The sequence below is a fragment of the Pseudomonas urethralis genome, assembly GCF_021602465.1.
GTDB lineage: Bacteria > Pseudomonadota > Gammaproteobacteria > Pseudomonadales > Pseudomonadaceae > Aquipseudomonas > Aquipseudomonas vlassakiae.
In genome coordinates this window covers 175202-193811 of the sequence record NZ_BQIJ01000011.1, presented here as the reverse complement: position 1 = coordinate 193811, position 18610 = coordinate 175202, and the positions used below count along the sequence as shown (strand labels likewise).

The 18610-nt window shown below is 67.5% G+C and carries 7 protein-coding genes and 1 pseudogene; all 8 read left to right on the top strand.

All coding sequences use genetic code 11. The annotated features are described in order from the left end of the window. Positions 1-34: 34 nt before the first annotated feature. Positions 35-5314, top strand: a pseudogene (locus tag L6D64_RS28585) (Ig-like domain-containing protein); the annotation flags it as partial. A 187-nt stretch (positions 5315-5501) separates the two neighbouring features. After that, positions 5502-11066 carry a BapA/Bap/LapF family large adhesin gene (locus tag L6D64_RS28580; RefSeq protein WP_373874249.1) on the top strand — a complete coding sequence of 1855 codons (5565 nt, stop codon included), beginning with the start codon at positions 5502-5504 and terminating at the stop codon, positions 11064-11066. A gap of 63 nt (positions 11067-11129) precedes the next feature. Further along, the gene (locus tag L6D64_RS18730; RefSeq protein ID WP_176509543.1) at positions 11130-12563 is read left to right on the top strand and encodes a TolC family outer membrane protein; all 1434 of its coding nucleotides are present in this window, start codon (positions 11130-11132) and stop codon (positions 12561-12563) included. Then, positions 12560-14728: a type I secretion system permease/ATPase gene (locus L6D64_RS18725; RefSeq protein WP_176509542.1), complete on the top strand. Its 2169-nt coding sequence runs from the start codon at positions 12560-12562 to the stop codon at positions 14726-14728. Before L6D64_RS18730 ends, L6D64_RS18725 begins: the two co-directional genes overlap by 4 nt. Then, positions 14725-15909, top strand: coding sequence for an HlyD family type I secretion periplasmic adaptor subunit (locus tag L6D64_RS18720; protein ID WP_176509541.1), 1185 nt, complete (start codon positions 14725-14727; stop codon positions 15907-15909). Before L6D64_RS18725 ends, L6D64_RS18720 begins: the two co-directional genes overlap by 4 nt. Positions 15910-16073: 164 nt before the next feature. Next, entirely contained in the window at positions 16074-16973 is a 900-nt protein-coding gene (locus L6D64_RS18715; RefSeq protein ID WP_176509540.1) for a chemotaxis protein, read from the top strand. Positions 16974-17072: 99 nt separating this feature from the next. Beyond that, positions 17073-17384: a hypothetical protein gene (locus L6D64_RS18710; RefSeq protein ID WP_176509539.1), complete on the top strand. Its 312-nt coding sequence runs from the start codon at positions 17073-17075 to the stop codon at positions 17382-17384. Beyond that, positions 17381-18115, top strand: a complete 735-nt coding sequence (locus L6D64_RS18705) for a YkgJ family cysteine cluster protein (RefSeq protein ID WP_176509538.1) — start codon at positions 17381-17383, stop codon at positions 18113-18115. The genes L6D64_RS18710 and L6D64_RS18705 overlap by 4 nt, the downstream gene beginning before the upstream one ends. Positions 18116-18610: the final 495 nt, after the last annotated feature.

The following is an 18610-nucleotide window of genomic DNA, read 5'->3' as shown; positions in this document are numbered from 1 at the left end:
CACGCCGGGCGACACCACGGCACCGGCAACCCCCATCGACCTGCTGGTTTCGCCCGATGGCCTGCGCCTGAGCGGGCGTGGTGAAGCGGGCGCCACGGTGAATGTATTCGATGCTGCCGGCAATCTGATTGGCAGCGGCACGGTGAATGCCGATGGCAGCTTCGATATCGCCCTGAACACCCCGCAGGCCAACGGCGAAAACCTGGCTGTCTCGCAGACCGATGCCGCAGGCAACACCTCGCAGGCGGGTACGGTGACAGCCCCGGACATCACCCCGCCTACCGCACCGGCGCAACTGGCGATAGACCCGCAAGGCAATACCGTCACCGGCCGCGCCGAGCCAGGTTCGACCGTTCAGGTGCGCGGTGCCGACGGCACCGTGCTGGGAACTGCCGTGGCCGGCGCCGACGGGCAATTCAGCGTCACCCTGCAACCGCCGCAGACCGATGGTCAGCCTTTGCAAGTCACGGTCACCGACCCTGCCGGCAATGTCTCCAGCGCCACCGCAATCACCGCACCGAACGACGGCGTTGGCAGCGGCGGCGACACCACACCACCCGCGCCGGCCAGCAATGTGATCATCAGCGCCGACGGGCGCACCGTGTCGGGCCGTGGCGAAGTCGGTGCGACCGTCAACGTGCTGAACGACCAAGGTCAACTGATCGGCACCGGTACCGTGCAACCCGATGGCAGCTTCACCCTGCAACTGACCTCGCCCGTGGTCGATGGCTCATCGCTGCAGGTCACCCTTACCGATGCCGCCGGCAACGTTTCGACGCCAAGCCCCCTGACTGCCCCGGACCTGGTGGCGCCAACGCAACCCAGCGGGCTCAGCCTGGCCAACGGCGTAACCCTGACCGGCAGCGCCGAAGCGGGCGCACGGGTAGAGGTTCGCGATGCCAATGGCAACCTGATCGGCAGCGCCATCGTCCAGCCAGACGGCAGCTTCAGCCTCACCCTCGACCCTGCCCAGGCCAATGGCGAACACCTGGCCATCACCGTCACCGATGCCGCGGGCAACAGCTCGACGCCGCTTGATTACACCGCACCTGATATCACCCCACCGGCAATCATCAGCAACGTCATAGTCGGTGCTGGCAGCCTGGTCATCAGTGGCCGCGGCGAGCCGGGTGCAACGGTGCAAGTGCGTGATGCCAACGGCGCGGTGATCGGCACCGGTGTCGTCGCGGCCAACGGCACCTTCCTGGTCGACCTCAACGCCCCGGTCAGTGCCGCTGACCGCATCGTGCTGGTGCAGACCGACGCCGCCGGCAACGCTTCGCTCGAGCTCACCGTGATCGTCCCTGCCACTGCAGTGCCAGAGAGCCCTGCCGGGCTGGTACTGGCCGCCGACGGCACGTCCATCAGCGGCACCGCCCCGGTGGGCAGCCTGGTGGAAGTACGCGATGCCAATGGCGCGGTGATCGGCAGCGTACAGGTGGGTAACGATGGCACCTTCACCATCACCCTCACACCGGCCCAGGCCAATGGCGAACTGCTCGACGTGGTGGCCATCGACGCCGACGGCAACAGTTCGTTGCCGAGCCAGATCAACGCCCCGGACATCACCCCGCCAAACCAGGCCAGTGACCTGAACCTGGCGGCCGACGGCATTACCCTCACCGGCCGCGGCGAGGTCGGCGCCACCGTGCAGGTCACCAATGCGCAGGGTACGGTGCTGGGCACCGCTACAGTCGGAGCCAACGGTTACTTCGCCGTCACCCTGTCGCCCGCCCAGGTCAACGGCCAGGAGCTTGACGTGGTGCTGCGCGACGCCGCTGGCAACAGCTCCACCGCCACCCTCACCGCGCCCGACCTGGATGGCCCGCTGCAACCTTCGGCGCTGGCCGTCGACGCCACCGGCCTGCATCTCACCGGTGCCGGCCAAGCGGGCTCGATCGTCACCGTGCGCGCCGCCGACGGTAGCGTTCTGGGCACGGCCATCGTAGCCGCCAACGGGCAATTCGACGTCACCCTCAACGTGCCCCAGCGCAACGGTGAACAACTGAGCGTCGAAGCCACCGACACGCTGGGCAATAGCGCCGGCCCGGTCAGCTTCACCGCCCCCGACACCACGCCGCCGCAAGCTGTGAGCAACCCCAGCATCGACGGCACCGGCAGCAGCGTCTCCGGCACTGGCGAGCCCGGCGCCACCGTTACCGTACGCGGCCCGAACGGCACTGTATTGGGCACTGCCCTGGTCAACGGCGACGGCAGTTTCCAGGTTACCCTGAGCCCCACCCAGACCAATGGCCAGGCCCTGACCGTCGAGCAACGCGACCCGACCGGCAACGTCTCGGCCGCCGTCGACCTGACGGCGCCGGACAGCCAGGCGCCGGCGATCACCACAGGCCTTGCGCTGTCGACCGACGGCACGGTGCTCACCGGCAGCGGCGAACCCGGCGCTCAGGTACGGGTGACCGGCGCTGGTGGCGCAGTGCTGGGCACCGCTACGGTCGAAGCCGACGGCAGCTTCCGTGTGACCATCGACCCACCCCAACTCAATGGCCAGGTGCTGACGGTGGTCCAGACCGATGGCGCCGGCAACCCCTCCCCTGCCGAGACCTTGACCGCCAGTGACCGCGAAGCGCCTCTCCCCGCCCAAGGCCTCGGCCTCAGCGCCGATGGCATCACCCTCACGGGTCAGGGCGAAGCGGGCGCCACCGTGGAAGTCCGCGGTGCCGGCGGGCAGCTGCTCGGTAGCGGCGTGGTCGACAACGACGGTACCTTCAGCGTTACCCTGACACCTGCGCAAACCAGCGGTGAAACCGTCTCGGTGGTGCTCATCGACGCCGCTGGCAACGCCTCGCCGTCGGCGCCGTTCACCGCCGACGACAGCAGCGCCCCCGCAGCCCCGGGCGGGCTGCTGGTCAGCGCCGACGGCAGCCTTGTTCAAGGCACCGGTGAGCCCGGTGCCACCGTTGAAGTGCGCAACAGCGCCGGGCAGCTATTGGGCAGCGTGGTGGTCCCCGCCAGTGGCAGCTTCAGTGTCGCACTGAGCCCGTTGCAGCTGGACGGCCAGACCCTCAACGTTACCCAGACCGACCCACAAGGCCATACCTCCGGCGCCGCACAAGCGACCGCGCCAGACCTCACCCCGCCCGCACAACCCACGGACCTGGCGATCAGCGCGGATGGCCTGGCCCTGACCGGCAATGCGCCCGGCGCGGCTTCGGTCACCGTGATCAGCCCGACAGGCGTCGAAACCACAGTCCTGGTCAACGCCGACGGCAGCTTCAGCGTGCCGCTGTCCCCTGCCCTGATCAACGGCGAGACGGTGACCGTGGTGGTCGCCGATGTCGCCGGCAACAGCACCGAGCCGACCAGCGTCACGGCCGCCGACACCTCACCACCGGCTCCAGCCACCGACATCGCGGTCAGCCCGGATGGCAGCCTCATCAGCGGTACTGCCGAACCCGGTACCACGGTCATCGTGCGCGACGGCAGCACCGAACTGGGCACCGCCACGGTCAACCCGGATGGCACCTTCCAGGTTCAGGTCAATCCACCGCTGGTTGCCGGCGACAGCGTGCAACTCGTGGTCCACGACACCGGCAACAACGAAACCGCGGTCACCGTCAACGGACCGGACGGCAGCGAAGTCGCAGCGCCCACCAACCTGGCCATCAGCGCCGATGGCTTCCTGCTCACCGGCCAAGGCACGGTCGGCTCGCTGATCACCGTCACCTCCGCCGGCACCACCCTGGGCACCGGCACGGTGGGCAGCGACGGCATCTTCCGCATCTTCTTCGCCAATGCCCAGCTCAACGCCCAGACCCTGCACGTCAGCGCCCGCGCATCGGCCAGCGGCGCCCCTTCGCTGCCGGCGACCATCGTCGCAGCCGACACCACCCCGCCCGATGCGCCGACCCAGGTTGCCATCAACCGCAGCGGCACCACCTTGACCGGCCATGGTGAAGTCGGCGCGAGCGTGAGCGTGACCGACGCCAACGGCACCGTGGTCGGCACCGGCACCGTCGGCAGCAACGGCCTGTTCTATATCAACCTGGTGCCGGCGCAGGTGAATGCGCAATACCTCACCATCACCCAGGCCGACGCTGCGGGCAACGTGTCGCTCGCTGCCACACAGCAGGCACCTGACCTGCAAGCCCCGAATGTCGCCACCGGCCTCAGCCTGAACAGCGCCGCCACCGTGGTCAGCGGCCAGGGCGAAGCCGGTGCACTGGTGACCGTGCGCGACGCCAGCGGCGCCGTGCTGGCCACCGGTACGGTGAACCAGAGCGGGCAGTTCCAGATCACCCTGCCCAGCGCACAGACCACCGGCGGCGCACTGCAGGTCACCCTCAGCGATGCCGCTGGCAACGTGTCCGGCCCGGCCAGCCTGGCGACCCCAGACCGCACGCCACCGGCGGCCGTTACCAACGCAACGCTCAGCAACGATGGCCGGCAGCTGTCCGGCAGCGGTGAAGTAGGCGCCACGGTGCAGGTCCGCGATGCCAGCGGAGCCGTGCTGGGCACTACCACCGTGGGCGCCGACGGGCGCTTCACCGTCACCTTCGCCACCTCGCAAGCCACTGGCCAGGCCCTCGGCGTGACCCAGCTGGATGCTGCGGGCAACACTTCGCCAGCGGTCACTGTCGTCACTAACGACCTGAGTGCCCCGGCGGCGTTGACCAACGTGGTGCTCAACAACAACGGCCTGACCCTCACTGGCCTGGGTGAAGCCGGCGCCTCGGTGACTGTGCGTGGCCCGGACGGCACCATCATCGGCACCGGTGTGGTGGCCGCCAACGGCAGCTTCACCCTCACCCTCACCAGCGCGCAGCTCAATGCCGAGCGCCTGAGCGTGACCCAGACCGACGCTGGCAACAACACCTCTGCCGCCGTGACGGTGACGGCCCCCGACCATACTCCGCCTGCGGCGCCCACCGCCCTGGCCTTGGCTGGCAGCGGCCTGCAACTGAGCGGCAGTGCCGAATCCGGCAGCACGGTCACCGTGCGCGATGCGGCGGGCAATGTGCTGGGCACCACGGTGGCTGCCGCCAACGGTACCTTCCAGGTCACCCTGAGCAGCCCGCAGACCAACGGCCAGGCCTTGCAGGTGACCGCCACCGATGCCGCCGGCAACGTCTCGCCCGTGGCCGCCTACACCGCAGCCGACACAACGCCTCCAGCCGCTGTCGCCCATTTGGCCGTCTCGGCCGATGGTGCCACCCTGACTGGCACCGGCGAGGCTGGCGCCACGGTCACCGTGCGCGCACCGGACGGCACCGCGCTGGGCACGGCCCTGGTCGGCAGCGACGGCCGCTTCTCGGTCACCCTCGCCCCGGCTGCAACGGTGGGTGAGAACCTCGCGGTGGTGCAGGTTGACGCCGCCAACAACACCTCGCCGGTACAAAACGTCACCGCGCCGGGCAATACCGCACCCGATGTTCCCGGCAGCCTGGTGCTCTCCGCGGACGGCCTGGTGGTCACCGGTATCGCCACACCGGGCAGCACGGTCAGCGTGGTGGGCCCCAACGGGCAGCACGGTCAGCGTGGTGGGCCCCAACGGGGTGCTGCTGGGCAGCGCCCCGGTCAACAACGACGGCACCTTCAGCGTCACCCTCGGCAGCGCCCAGGCCAACGGCGAGATCCTCCAGGTCAGTGCCACCGGCACGGCCGGCAGCACGTCGCTGCCGGCCGAGCTGCAGGCGCCGGACACCACTGCGCCGCAACCGCTGAGCAACCTGGCGCTGTCCAACGACGGCCTGGTGCTCACTGGCCACGGTGAGCCAGGGGCCACCGTGACCGTGCTCGGTATCGGCGGGGTCGCCCTGGGCACTGCCGTAGTGGGCGCCGACGGCAACTTCAGCGTCAACCTCTCCGCCGCCCAGCTCAACGGCGAACAACTCAGCGCCGCGCAGACTGACGTCGCCGGCAACGAGTCCAACAGCGTCAGCCTCACCGCACCGGACATCACTGCGCCGGCTGCGCCGGCCAATCTGGCATTCGCCGGTGGCGGCAGCCTGCTCAACGGTACCGGTGAAGCCAATACCGCGGTGAAAGTCATCGCCGCCGACGGCACCGTGCTGGGCACCGCCACGGTGATGAGCAACGGCAGCTTCCAGGTCACCCTCAACCCACCACAGGCCAACGGCCAGGCCGTGCAGGTGGTGCTGACCGATGCCGCCGGCAACCAGTCCAGCGCCAGCCCGATCACCGCACCCGATACCACACCGCCGACTGCGCCCAGCGAACTGGCCATCTCCAGCGATGGTGTGACCATCACCGGGCGTGGCGAAGCCGGGGCCACGGTGATCGTGACCAACCCGGCCGGCCAGCAGATCGGCACGGCGCTGGTCGACGCCAGCGGCCACTTCACCCTGACCCTCAACCCGGCCCTGGGCAACGCCGAGGTGCTGAGCTTCACCCAGACCGACGGCGCCGGTAACCTGTCGCCGGTCGCTACCCTGCAGACCCCGGACTTCACGCCGCCAGACGTGCTGACCAACGTAGTCATCAATGCCGACGGCAGTGTGGTCATTGGCCGCGGTGAGCCTGGCGCGACGGTCACCGTGAACAACGCAGCCGGCGTGCTGCTGGGCACTACCACGGTGCTCGCCGACGGCAGCTTCCGGGTCGAACTCAGCCCTGCACAGATCAACCAGCAGGTGCTGTCGGTGCAGCAGGCCGACCCACCCGGCAACATCAGCGAGCCAGTCACGATCAACGCCCCGGACCTGACGCCGCCAGCCGCGGCGCTCGACCTGCGGCTCAACGCCGCTGGCGACCAGCTCGGCGGTACCGGTGAAGCGGGCAGCACCGTGCGTGTCTATGCCGGGACCACCGAAATCGGCACTGCCACGGTCGGGCCCAACGGTACCTTCGTGGTCAACCTCAGCGCGCCCCAGCTCAACGGCCAGACCCTGCAGGTCACCCTCGCAGACGCCAGCGGCAACGTCTCACCGATCAGCACCGTGATTGCGCTCGATAGCACGCCGCCGGCCACCGTGGTGGCGAGCCTCAACGGCAGCGGCACCCAGCTGGTCGGTACCGGTGAAGCCGGGGCACGGGTCAGCGTGATGGACAGCCAGGGCAATTTGCTCGGTCAGGGTACCATCGACCCCGATGGCACCTTCGTGCTCAACCTGACCTCAGCGCAAATCAACGGCCAGGTGCTCAGCGTGATTGCCCAGGATGCCACCGGCAATCCTTCTGCAGCGCTGCAACTGACCGCACCTGACCTGACCCCACCTGCTCAGCCGGCCAACCTCACCCTGACCGGCAACGGTACCTTGCTCAGCGGCACCGGTGAGGTGGGCAGCGTCATCAGCGTGCGTGATCCGTCCGGCACGGTGGTCGGTACCGTCACCGTGCCAGTGGGCGGCAACTTCACCGTGACCCTGAGTTCGGCGCAGAACAACGGCCAGTTGCTGACGGTGATCGCCACCGACAGCGCCGGCAACACGTCGACCCCCGCCCAGTACCAGACCGCCGACACCTCACCGCCTGCGGTCGTGACCAACCTCGCCATCAGCAACAACTACGACATCCTCACCGGGCGTGGCGAAGCCGGCGCCCGCGTCAGCGTCAGCTTTGGTGGCGTGGTCATTGGTACCGGCCTGGTCGACGCCGGCGGCAACTTCTCGATCAACCTGCAACCGGCCCCGGGTTCAGTAGCTTCCCTGGCCGTCACCCAGACCGACGCAGCCAACAACACCTCCGCCGTGGCGACCTTTGTGACACCGCTGGTGCCGCCACCGGAGCCACCCGTCAGCGCGACACTGGCCGCCGACGGCCTGACTCTCACGGGGACGGCCGCCACCGGCACCTCCATCCGTGTCTACGACGCCGCCGGCAACCTGATCGGCAGCGGTCTGGCCAACATCGGCAACGGTGGCTTCTCCATCACCCTGAGCGCCGCCCAGCTCAACGGGCAGCATTTGTCGGTGACGTCGGTATCGCTGCTGGGGGGTGAGTCGCAACCGGTGTTCGTCACCGCAGCCGACATCACCGCGCCGGCCAACCCGGTGGTCAGCGCGCTGTCGGCCAACGGCCTGGTGCTGACCGGTACCGGTGAAGCCGGCGCCACGGTGACGGTGCGCGATGCTGCCGGCAACGTGCTCGGCAGTGGCCTGGTCAACGGCGCGGGAGCGTTCAGCATCAACCTCAGCAGCGCCCAGCTCAACGGCCAGGTACTGAGCCTGACCCAGGCTGACGCCGCGCTGAACGTCTCCGGCGCTACCAGCTACACCGCGCCGGATACACAGGCGCCGCTGGCACCCACCAACCTGGCGATCAATGGCGCAGGCACCGTGCTCACCGGTAACGGCGAGCCGGGCGCGACCGTCACCGTGCAAGGCCCCAGTGGCACGGTCGGTACCGCCATCGTGCAGGGCGATGGCACCTTCAGCGTCACCCTGACCAGCACCCAGAACAACGGCCAGGCCCTGGTCGTGCGCCAGACGGACGCCGGCAACAACGTATCCGGCAGCGCCGCCATCACCGCGCCCGACACCACTGCGCCGACCGCTCCAGTGGCGGCCATCAACGCCAACGGCACCTCGGTCAGCGGCTCCGGCGAAATCGGCAGCACAGTGACGGTTCGCAACAGCGCCGGTACCGTGCTCGGCACCGCCACGGTGGGCAGCAACGGCCTGTACGTGGTCAGCCTGAACACGGCGCAGGTCAACTTCCAGGCGCTCACCGTCACCCTCACCGATGCCGCGGGCAACACCTCGACCGCCACAGCGCTGACCGCCCCGGACCTGACCCCACCGGCCAACGCCAGCAATCTGGTGATCAGCGCCGATGGCACCACCCTCACCGGTACCGGCGAGGTCGGCGCCACGGTGACCGTGCGCAGCGCCAGCGGGACCGTGCTGCAAACCGCCGTGGTGCAGGCCAACGGCACCTTCACCGTGACCCTGAGCCCAGCCCAGGACAACGGCCAGGTGCTGTCGGTGACCTTGACCGACCCCCGCAGCAACGTCTCCGGCAACGTCAACATCACCGCACCGGACGTCGATGCCAACGCCCCGGTCATCGCCAGCAACAACCTGGCCACCGCCACCGTCAACCTGGCGCCGGTCACCGCCACCACCACCTACACCGACAGCTTCACTACCTTGCTGTCGGGCTTCAGCAAGACCTACACCTGGACAGTGGCGGCTGGCACCACGGCCGATCCGACCCTGACGCTGACCACCAACAGCGTGCTGGCGCTGCTCAACAACTCCACCTTCACCCTGCAGGTGAAGAACGCCAGCGGCGCCTGGGTGACCATCGCCACCGGCAACACCCAGGGGCTGCTCGACCTGATCGTGCTGCCGCTGGGGCTGCAGGTGGACATCGGCAAGCTGCAGGCCGGCGACTACCGCCTGACCGTGGCCAGCGGCGGCATCGGCCTGGTGACCCAGGTCACCACCAGCCTGGACATCGACGCCACCAGCCTGACCCAGTTCACCGGCACCGGCACCGCCGCCTCGGGCAACGTCATCACCGACCCGGGCACCAATGGCGCGGTCGACTCGCTCGGCCCGGACAGCGGCGCCGTGCTGAAGATCCTGGTCAACGGCAGCTACGTGAACGCCGCCAGTGGCGCGGGCACCACGGTGCAGGGCCAGTACGGCACCCTGGTGATCCACGCCGACGGCAGCTACACCTACACCCCCAACGGCAGCCCGGCGAGCGTCGGCAAGGTGGACGTGTTCAGCTACGAGCTGGTGCACCCGAACGGGCTGACCTCCGCGGCCAACCTCTACGTGCGCATCGACAGCCCGCAGGCCACGGAAACCTGGAACGACAGCAACCTCAGCGCGCCGGCCACGGTGGTGGATGCGGTCAATGACGTCGACAGCAGCAGCATCACGCTGGCCAACCGGGTTGACAGCAGCAGCGCCACCCTTGGCTCGCTGACCCTGCCGCTGGTCGGCTCGCGCTCGGCCACCTACACCACCACGGTGGCCGCCGACACCACGGCCAACCTGCAAGTGGTGGTCAACTCCGCCAACCTGTTGAGCCTGCTCAACGGCACCACCATCCAACTGCTCAAGCTCAACACCACCACCGGCCAGTATGTGGTGGTGCAGACGGTCGGCGGCAGTTCGCTGGTCAGCCTGCTTGGCGGGGGCGCAGGTTATACCTTCCAGAACCAGGGCGCCGGTACCTACCATATCGTGGTCAGTGCCGGTGGCATCGGCCTGGCCAGTTCGATCACCACCAGCCTCAATACCACCACCACGCACCTCACCGAGTTCGTGGTCAGCAGCGCCACGGTGGCCAGCGGCAACCTGATCACCGACCCGACCGGTACCGACAACCTGGGTTCGGCATTGACCGTGCTGAGTGTACTGACGGCCGCCGGCACCTATGCCATCCCCGGCTACAACGGGGTCAGCGTGGCCGGTACCTACGGCACGCTGCTGGTGCATGCAGACGGCAGCTACACCTACACCCTCAACAGCGGGCTGACCTCGGCAGTGATCGGCCAGCACGACACCTTCACCTATGAACTGACCCACCCTAACGGCACCACCGATACCGCCACGCTGACCGTCAACCTGGACAACGCCGCCAGCGTCACCACCTTCTCGGCACTGGTGGCCGACACCAGCGACGGCAGCGGCGCGGTGGCCAGCGTTGCGGCCGCTGCATCCAGTGAAGTGCTCGCCGGCACCGATGGCAACGACCACCTGGTCGGCAGCCAGGGCGGGCACATCAGCCTGGAAGGCGGCGCAGGCAACGACACCCTCGAAGTGGTCGACCAGAACTTCGCCAGCGTCGATGGCGGCAGCGGTACCGACACGCTGCTGTGGGGCGGCGGCGATGCCAGCATCGACCTCGGCAACCTGGCCAGCCGTATCCACAACATCGAGGTGATCGACCTCAACGACACCAGTGCAGTGGCGCTGACCCTCAACCTGGCGGACGTGGTGGCAATCACCGAAGCCGGTAACGACACGCTGATCATCAAGGGGGATGACAAGGATTCGGTGCACCTGACGGACAACTGGACCCTGGTCGGGAACCAGACCGCCGACGGCATCGACTATAACCAATACACGGCCCAGGAAGATCCGAGCCATCACCTGTGGGTGCAGAACGGCATCCATGTCGTTTGAGGCCGCTGCAATCCGCCGGGCACATCGCCCGGCGGCAAGGATGAACAGCAGTAAGGGAATTTCGTGAAGCGACGCAGTCCGCTGTCACCGCTGTGGCTGGGGGCCTTCGGGCTCCTGGCGTTGAACCTGAACCCGGTTGCCCTGGCAGCCGACGACATAGACCCCAGACTGCGCACCATCGGGCCGTCATTGATGCGCGACGCGCCCGATGCCATCCCCGCTCGCCCGCCTTCCGGCCAGGCCGCCAGCAATGGCGACCGCCTCGGGCTGGCCGAGGCCGTGCTGACTGCGGCGCAGTGGCACCCGAGCATCGCCGAAGCGGTCGGTAACCTCTACAAGCAGGGCGAAGGCATCAACGTCGCCCGTGCCGGTTACTACCCGCAAATCTCCGGTGGTCTGCGCACCGGCTATGACACCGGCTACGGCGGCGACCGCAACAGCCAGGCATTGAACCTGTCGTTGAAGCAGATGCTTTACGACTTCGGCAAGGTCGACAATGCCGTCAGCGCCGCCCAGGCCGCCGCCACGCGGGCCCAGGCCAATATCCTGCTGGTGGTCGACGACCTCGCCCGCGACACCGCCTACGCCTGGATCGAAACCCGCCGCTACGAACAATTGATGGCCATCGCCCGTGACCAGATCCGCGGCGTCGGCGACATCGCCGGCATGGCCCGCCAGCGCAGCGACATGGGCGCCAGCACCCGCTCCGATGTGGTCCAGGCCGAGTCGCGGGTCGAGGGCGCCCGCGCCACCCTCGAGGAATACCAGTCGCAGTACGAACGCTGGCGTTCGACCCTGGCCGAACTGCTCGGCCGCGTAGCACCACCGGCCTTGGCCGAGCAAACGCCACCGGAGCTGAATCAGGCGTGCAAGCGTTCTTCAGGCAGTAGTGACCGGCTGCCAGCCGTACTGATGGCCCTGGCCTTGCGCGCCCAGTCCCAGGCCGAACTGGCCCAGGCCAAGGCCGAAGCCTACCCCACGCTATCGTTGCAACCGCAGGTCAACCACTACCTGGACAATGACTACAACCGCGACAACCGAAGCCTCGACCGCACCCAGGCGGGCATCTACCTGAACGTCGAGGTACCCATCTACCAGGGGGGCGCGATCAGCGCCCGCAGCCGCGCCGCCGGCCATGCCCTGAGCGCCGCCGACTCCGCCGAAGACGCGGCGCGCCTGCAGGCCCGCCGCGGCCTGGCCGAGGCCATGGCGCAGACCTCCGGCCTGAGCCGGCGCCTGACTTCGCTGGAGGCGCGCCAGGCCAGCATCCAGGAAGCTCGCGAACTGTATGGCAGGCAGTACCTGGACCTGGGCACCCGCCCCTTGCTCGACCTGCTCAACGCCGAGCAGGAGATCTACCAGTCACGCTTCGAACTCGCCGGCACCCGCTCCGACCTGCTGCGCCTGGATGTCGACTGCCTGTACAACTCCGGCGCCCTGCGTACCGCCTTCGGGCTGGAAGGGCGCAACCTGCAAGGGGTGGAAATCGAGCCATGAACGACACCGTCAAGCTGACCCAGGCCGGTCAGGCGCAGAATCCGCAACCGGCTGCGCCGCATCGCCCTGATCTCGGCCCCTGGCTGGAAGTGATGCTGCAGGTGGCTCATCACTATCGCCTGGACGTCTCGCCCCAGCGCATCCGCCTGGCGGCGGCCGAGGATGCGCGCCCGCTGGATGAAATCCTCCGGCACATGGCGCGCCAGGCCGGGCTGACCTTGCGCTTCGTGCGCTACGACGCCAAGGCCCTGCGCCAGTGGCGCACGCCGCTGGTGCTGGAGCTGGACGATGGCCAGCTGGCCACGGTCGAGGCAGTGACCGAGGAAAACGAGCTGGCGGTGGTGTTCGCCGGCGACCAGCGCCTGACTTCGCGCCTGCCCCGCGAAGCGCTCGACGGGCGCATCAACCGCGTGGCCTTGATGCGCCCGGCACGGCCGCTGCGCGATGTGCGCACCGACGACTACACCGCACCCTACGATCGCCACTGGTTCACCCGCATCGTGCTGCGCGACCTGCGCCCGTACGGCCAGGTGATGGTCGCCTCGTTGGTGGCCAACGTGCTGGCCCTGGCCGGCGTGCTGTTTTCGATGCAAGTGTACGACCGGGTGATCCCCGCCGAGTCCCTGCCAACCCTGTACGTGCTGTTCGGCGGCGTGGTGCTGGCGCTGGTGTTCGACTTCAGCATGCGCCTGCTGCGGCTGAAGGTCACCGACCTGCTGGGCAAGCGTGCCGACCTGCGGGTGTCAGACCTGGTCTACGGCCATGCGCTGCGCCTGCGCAATTCGGCACGGCCGAAATCCACCGGCTCGTTCATCTCGCAGCTGCGCGAGCTGGAGTCGATCCGTGACCTGATCACTTCGAGCACCGCCACCGCGTTGGCCGACCTGCCGTTCTTCCTGCTGTTCCTGCTGGTGTTCTGGCTGATCGGCGGGGTACTGGTCTTCATCCCGCTGGTGGCACTGCTGGCCATGGTCATCCCGGGCCTGCTGGCGCAGCGGCGTCTGGCCGCCCTGGCCAATGCCTCGATGCGCGAGTCGTCGCTGCGCAACGCGATGCTGGTGGAAAGCATCCAGGGCCTGGACGAAATCAAGGCGCTACAGGCCGAGGCGCGCTTCGAGCGCCAGTGGAACCAGTACAACGCCGCCTGCGCGCACACCAGCCTGCACCTGCGCACCCTGACCAACGGCCTGGTCACCTGGACCCAGAACGTCCAGGGCGCGGTGTTTGCCGTGGTCATCGTGATCGGTGCGCCGATGGTGATCGCCGGCGACCTCACCACCGGTAGCCTGGTGGCCGCCTCGATGCTGTCGTCACGGATGATGGCGCCGCTGGCGCAGCTGACCCATGTGCTGACCCGCTGGCAACAGGCCAAGGTGGCCCTGCAGGGCCTGGACAAGCTGATGCAGTCGCCGGTCGACCATCCGGAAGGCGAGGCCCGCGTACACCTGCCAGCGATCCGTGGCGAATATGTGCTGCGCCAGGCCACCTTCCGCTACAGCCCGGAAGCACCACCGGTGCTGAGCATCGGCCAGCTCGACATCCAGCCTGGCGAACGCATCGCCGTGCTCGGGCGCAACGGCGCCGGCAAATCGACCCTGTTGCAGGCGCTGGGCGGCGCCATGGACCTGAGCCAGGGCGAAGTCAGCCTCGATGGCATCGCCATGGCGCACCTCGACCCGGCCGACCTGCGCCGTGACGTCGGCCTGCTGGCCCAGTATGCCCGGCTGTTCCACGGCACCCTGCGGGAAAACCTCACCCTCGGCGCCGGCCAGGCCAGCGACCAGGAACTGGTCGCCGCGCTGGCGGCCACCGGTGCGCTGGAGTTCGTCCGCCACCTGCCCAAGGGCCTCGACCACCTGATCCTCGAAGGCGGCCAAGGCCTGTCCGGAGGGCAGCGCCAAGCCCTGGTGCTGGCGCGCTTGCTGGTTCGCCAACCGCAGGTACTGCTGCTCGACGAACCCACCGCTTCGCTCGACGACGTCACCGAACGCAAGTTGCTGGATAACCTCGACCGCTTCTGCCAGGGGCGCACCCTGGTGATCGCCACCCATCGCCTCAGCGTGCTGCAGCGTGTGGAGCGCATCATCGTGCTCGACGCCGGGCGCATCGTCATCGACGACAAACGCGACGCCGCCCTGGCCAAGCTACAAGGAGCGCAGGCATGAGCAACCACCCACTCCCCGCCTCGTACCTGGACGGCCAGGACGACCAGGCGGTGCTGCGCGCCGGGCGCATCATCACAATTTGCGCACTTATGCTCGCTGCGTTCCTGGCCTGGGCGGCCTGGTTCGAGGTGACCGAAGTGTCCACCGGCACCGGCAAGGTGATCCCCAGTTCACGCGAACAGGTGATCCAGTCGTTCGAAGGCGGCATCGTCGCCGAGATGAACGTGGCCGAAGGCGACCTGGTGGAACGCGGCCAGGTGCTCGCCCAGCTCGACCCGACCAAGACCGCCTCCAGTGTTGGCGAGAGCGAAGCCAAGTACCGTGCCGCCAAGGCCAGCGTGGCGCGCTTGCGTGCCGAGGTCACCGGCAAGCCACTGAGCTTCCCGGAAAGCCTGCGCGATTCGCCCGAGCTGATCGACGCCGAGACGGCGCTGTACGAAACCCGCCGCCGTGGCCTGGAGCAGACCCTGGCCGGCATCGAGGATTCGCTGCGGCTGGTGCGCGCGGAGCTGAAGATCACCGAGAACCTGGCCAAGATGGGCGCCTCCAGCCGGGTCGAGGTGATCCGCCTGAACCGCCAGCGCTCGGAACTGGAGCTCAAGGCCAACGAGGCCCGCTCCGAGTACCTGGTGCGCGCGCGCGAGGAGCTGGCAAAGGCCAGTGCCGAGGCCGACAGCCTGTCGGAAGTGATCCGCGGGCGCAGCGATTCGCTGACGCGCCTGACCTTGCGTTCGCCGGTGCGCGGCATCGTCAAGGATATCGAGGTCAACACCTTGGGCGGCGTGGTGCAACCTGGCGGGCAGGTGATGAAGATCGTGCCGATGGATGAGCGACTGCTGATCGAAACCCGCATCGCCCCACGGGACATCGCCTTCATCCACCCCGACCAGGCGGCCAAGGTCAAGATCAGTGCCTACGACTACTCGGTGTATGGCGGGCTGGACGGCAAGGTCGTGGGGATATCGCCGGATACCCTGCAGGACGAGGTGAAACCGGAAATCTATTACTACCGGGTATTCATCCGCACCGAACAGGACAGCCTGACCAACAAGGCCGGCAAGCACTTCGCGATCGTGCCGGGGATGATCGCCACGGTGGATATCCGCACTGGCGAGAAAACCATCCTCGATTACCTGATCAAACCGCTGAACCGCGCCCGCGAAGCCCTGCGCGAACGCTGACCGGAGCCTTCACGCGCCTCCCTGTGGGAGCGGGTTCGACGCCTCGATGAACCCGCTCCCACTGGGGCTGCATCGACCTGCTGATCGGTGCACTGACCAAAGGGCTAAAGAGCCGCCAAATCAGGCCGATAACCCGGCATTCCCCGTTTCCCACGAAGGTCACCATGGCCACGCAAAATGCCCGCGCGGACTCGCTGTCGCTGCTGCTGTTCACCCTGCGCAGCGGCAAGCTGATGGCAATCAACCTGCTCAAGGTCAGCGAGATCATTCCCTGCCCGCCACTGACCAAACTGCCCGAGTCGCACCCGCACGTGAAGGGCGTGGCGACCCTGCGCGGCAACCCGTTGTCGGTGATCGACCTGTCCCGGGCCATCGGCGAACGCCCGCTGGCCGACCCGGACGGCGGCTGCCTGATCGTCACCGAGATCAGCCGCTCGCGCCAAGGGCTGCACGTGCAAGCGGTAAGCCGCATCGTCCATTGCCTGAGCACCGACATCAAGCCCCCACCGTTTGGCTCGGGCAACCGGTCATTCATCACTGGCGTGACCCGGGTCGACAACACCCTGGTGCAGGTGCTGGACATCGAGAAGGTCATCCACGGCATCGCCCCGCCCGAGCCGGAGCCACAGCCGGGCGAGCTGAGCGAGGAAGACGCCAGCCTGTTGGCCGCCGCCAACATCCTGGTGGTCGACGACAGCCAGGTGGCGCTGCAACAGTCGCTGCACACCTTGCGCAACCTCGGCATCGACTGCCACACCGCGCGCAGTGCCAAGGATGCGATGAACGTGCTGCTGGAGCTGCAGGGCACTGCGCAAGAGATCAACATCATCGTCTCGGACATCGAAATGTCCGAGATGGACGGCTACGCCTTCACCCGTACCCTTCGCGAGACCCCGGACTTCCAGCACCTCTACATCCTGCTGCACACCTCGCTGGACAGCGCCATGAGCAGCGAGAAAGCCAAGCTGGCCGGGGCCAATGCCATCCTCACCAAGTTCTCCTCGCCCGACCTGACCGACTGCCTGGTGACGGCGGCGCGGACCGTGGTGTTTGCCGAGCGCTGAAGCCCGTGCTGTCATATTCAGCGACAAACTCCCTGGCTTGCCGCCAGGGATGACTCGGGCATAATTCGCCCCCATCGGACCCATTGCCGGAACCGCGTAATGAAGTTTTTCTACTCTCTTCTGATCGCCTGCGCCCTGTTCAGCGGTGTCGCCCAGGCCTCCAGCAGCCAGGCCTGGAACGAGCAGCGCCAGCAGATGCTCAAGGCCTGCCTCAAGGCCAGCCAGTTCAAGGATCCCCACGCCCGCGGCAAACCGGCCGAGTTCGATGACCAGGTCGGTTTCAGCGCCCTGCTGATCGAAGGGGTTTATCCACAGAAGCACATGCAGCAACGCACCGGCACCGAGCTGTGCCTGTACGACCGCAAGCAGCAGCAGGCCTTCATCAGCGAATGGAACCCGGACGCCAAGTGAACCACAGCCTGCGTTTTGCCTGTACCGGTTGTGGCAAGTGCTGCACTGGCCACCATGTGCCATTGACCTTGGCCGAAGCCCGCCAGTGGGCTGCAGCGGGTGGCCAGGTGATCGTCTTGATCGAGGGCTTCGTCACCGATGGGCCGGGTATGCCGGCGGACCAGCGCGAGCATGTGCTGCGTCGCTCGTATCCGGTGCCTTGCGGCCGCAGCGAAGTGCGCGTTTCGGTAACTTTTGCTGCATTCAACCCGGGGCGCTGTCGCAACCTCGACGACAACGACCTGTGCACCATCTATGAAAGCCGACCGCTGGTCTGCCGCATCTACCCGGTGGAGATCAATCCGCATATTCCGCTGCGCCCAGAGAACAAGGACTGCCCGCCCGAAGCCTGGGAACAAGGGCCTGAGCTGATTCATGGTTCGCTGCCGGTGGACCCGGCGCTGCTGGCGCTGGTGCAGGCTTCGCGGCAGGCGGATCGGGATGATATTGCGTCCAAGGTGGCCATTTGTGAGGCGCTGGGGATGACCACGAGCGCGCTCAAGGGCAATGGGTTTACCGCTTATTTGCCTGAGATGACGGCGTTTGCCGGGGCGCTGGCTCAGGCGTCATCCGTGACCGGAGCTGAGTGGATGCTGCATGTGGAGCAGCCTGAGCTGGTGAATGAGTTGCGGGCTCGGGGGTTGCGGACCACTGCTGAAGCGCCGGTCTACTATGCCTTAATTGGATTCTAGGCCACGAGGTGCTTGCCATAACACATCTTCAGCGCCTATGAGATCAAGCGCCGCCCGCGCGGCGCATCGCGGGCAAGCCCGCTCCCACATCTGTTTCGGGCCAATCTCTCCTGTGAAGCCAACAGGGACCGCCTTGGTGCATGACTGGAGACAGGTGGAGCAGCATCTATGCCCGCCGAGATGCATCGCCGGACCCTGTCGGCTTCCACCGAGATGCATCGCCATACAAACAAGGCGGTCCCTGTTGGCGGCACAGGAATAACTGGCCCGAAACAGATGTGGCAGCGGGCTTGCCCGCGATGCGCCGCGCGGGCGGCGCTCGATTTCAGCGTCACCATAAAACTCAACGCAGGCACCCCAAAGCCCATAACAACCTCCAGCCAGGCGCCAGAACCCTCACCTAAACCCAACCTGTCACCGCTGTCAGCCAGCGGTCACGCTGCCGACCCGGTCACAGCGCTATAAGCTTCAATACACACCTCCCTTTCCCACCCC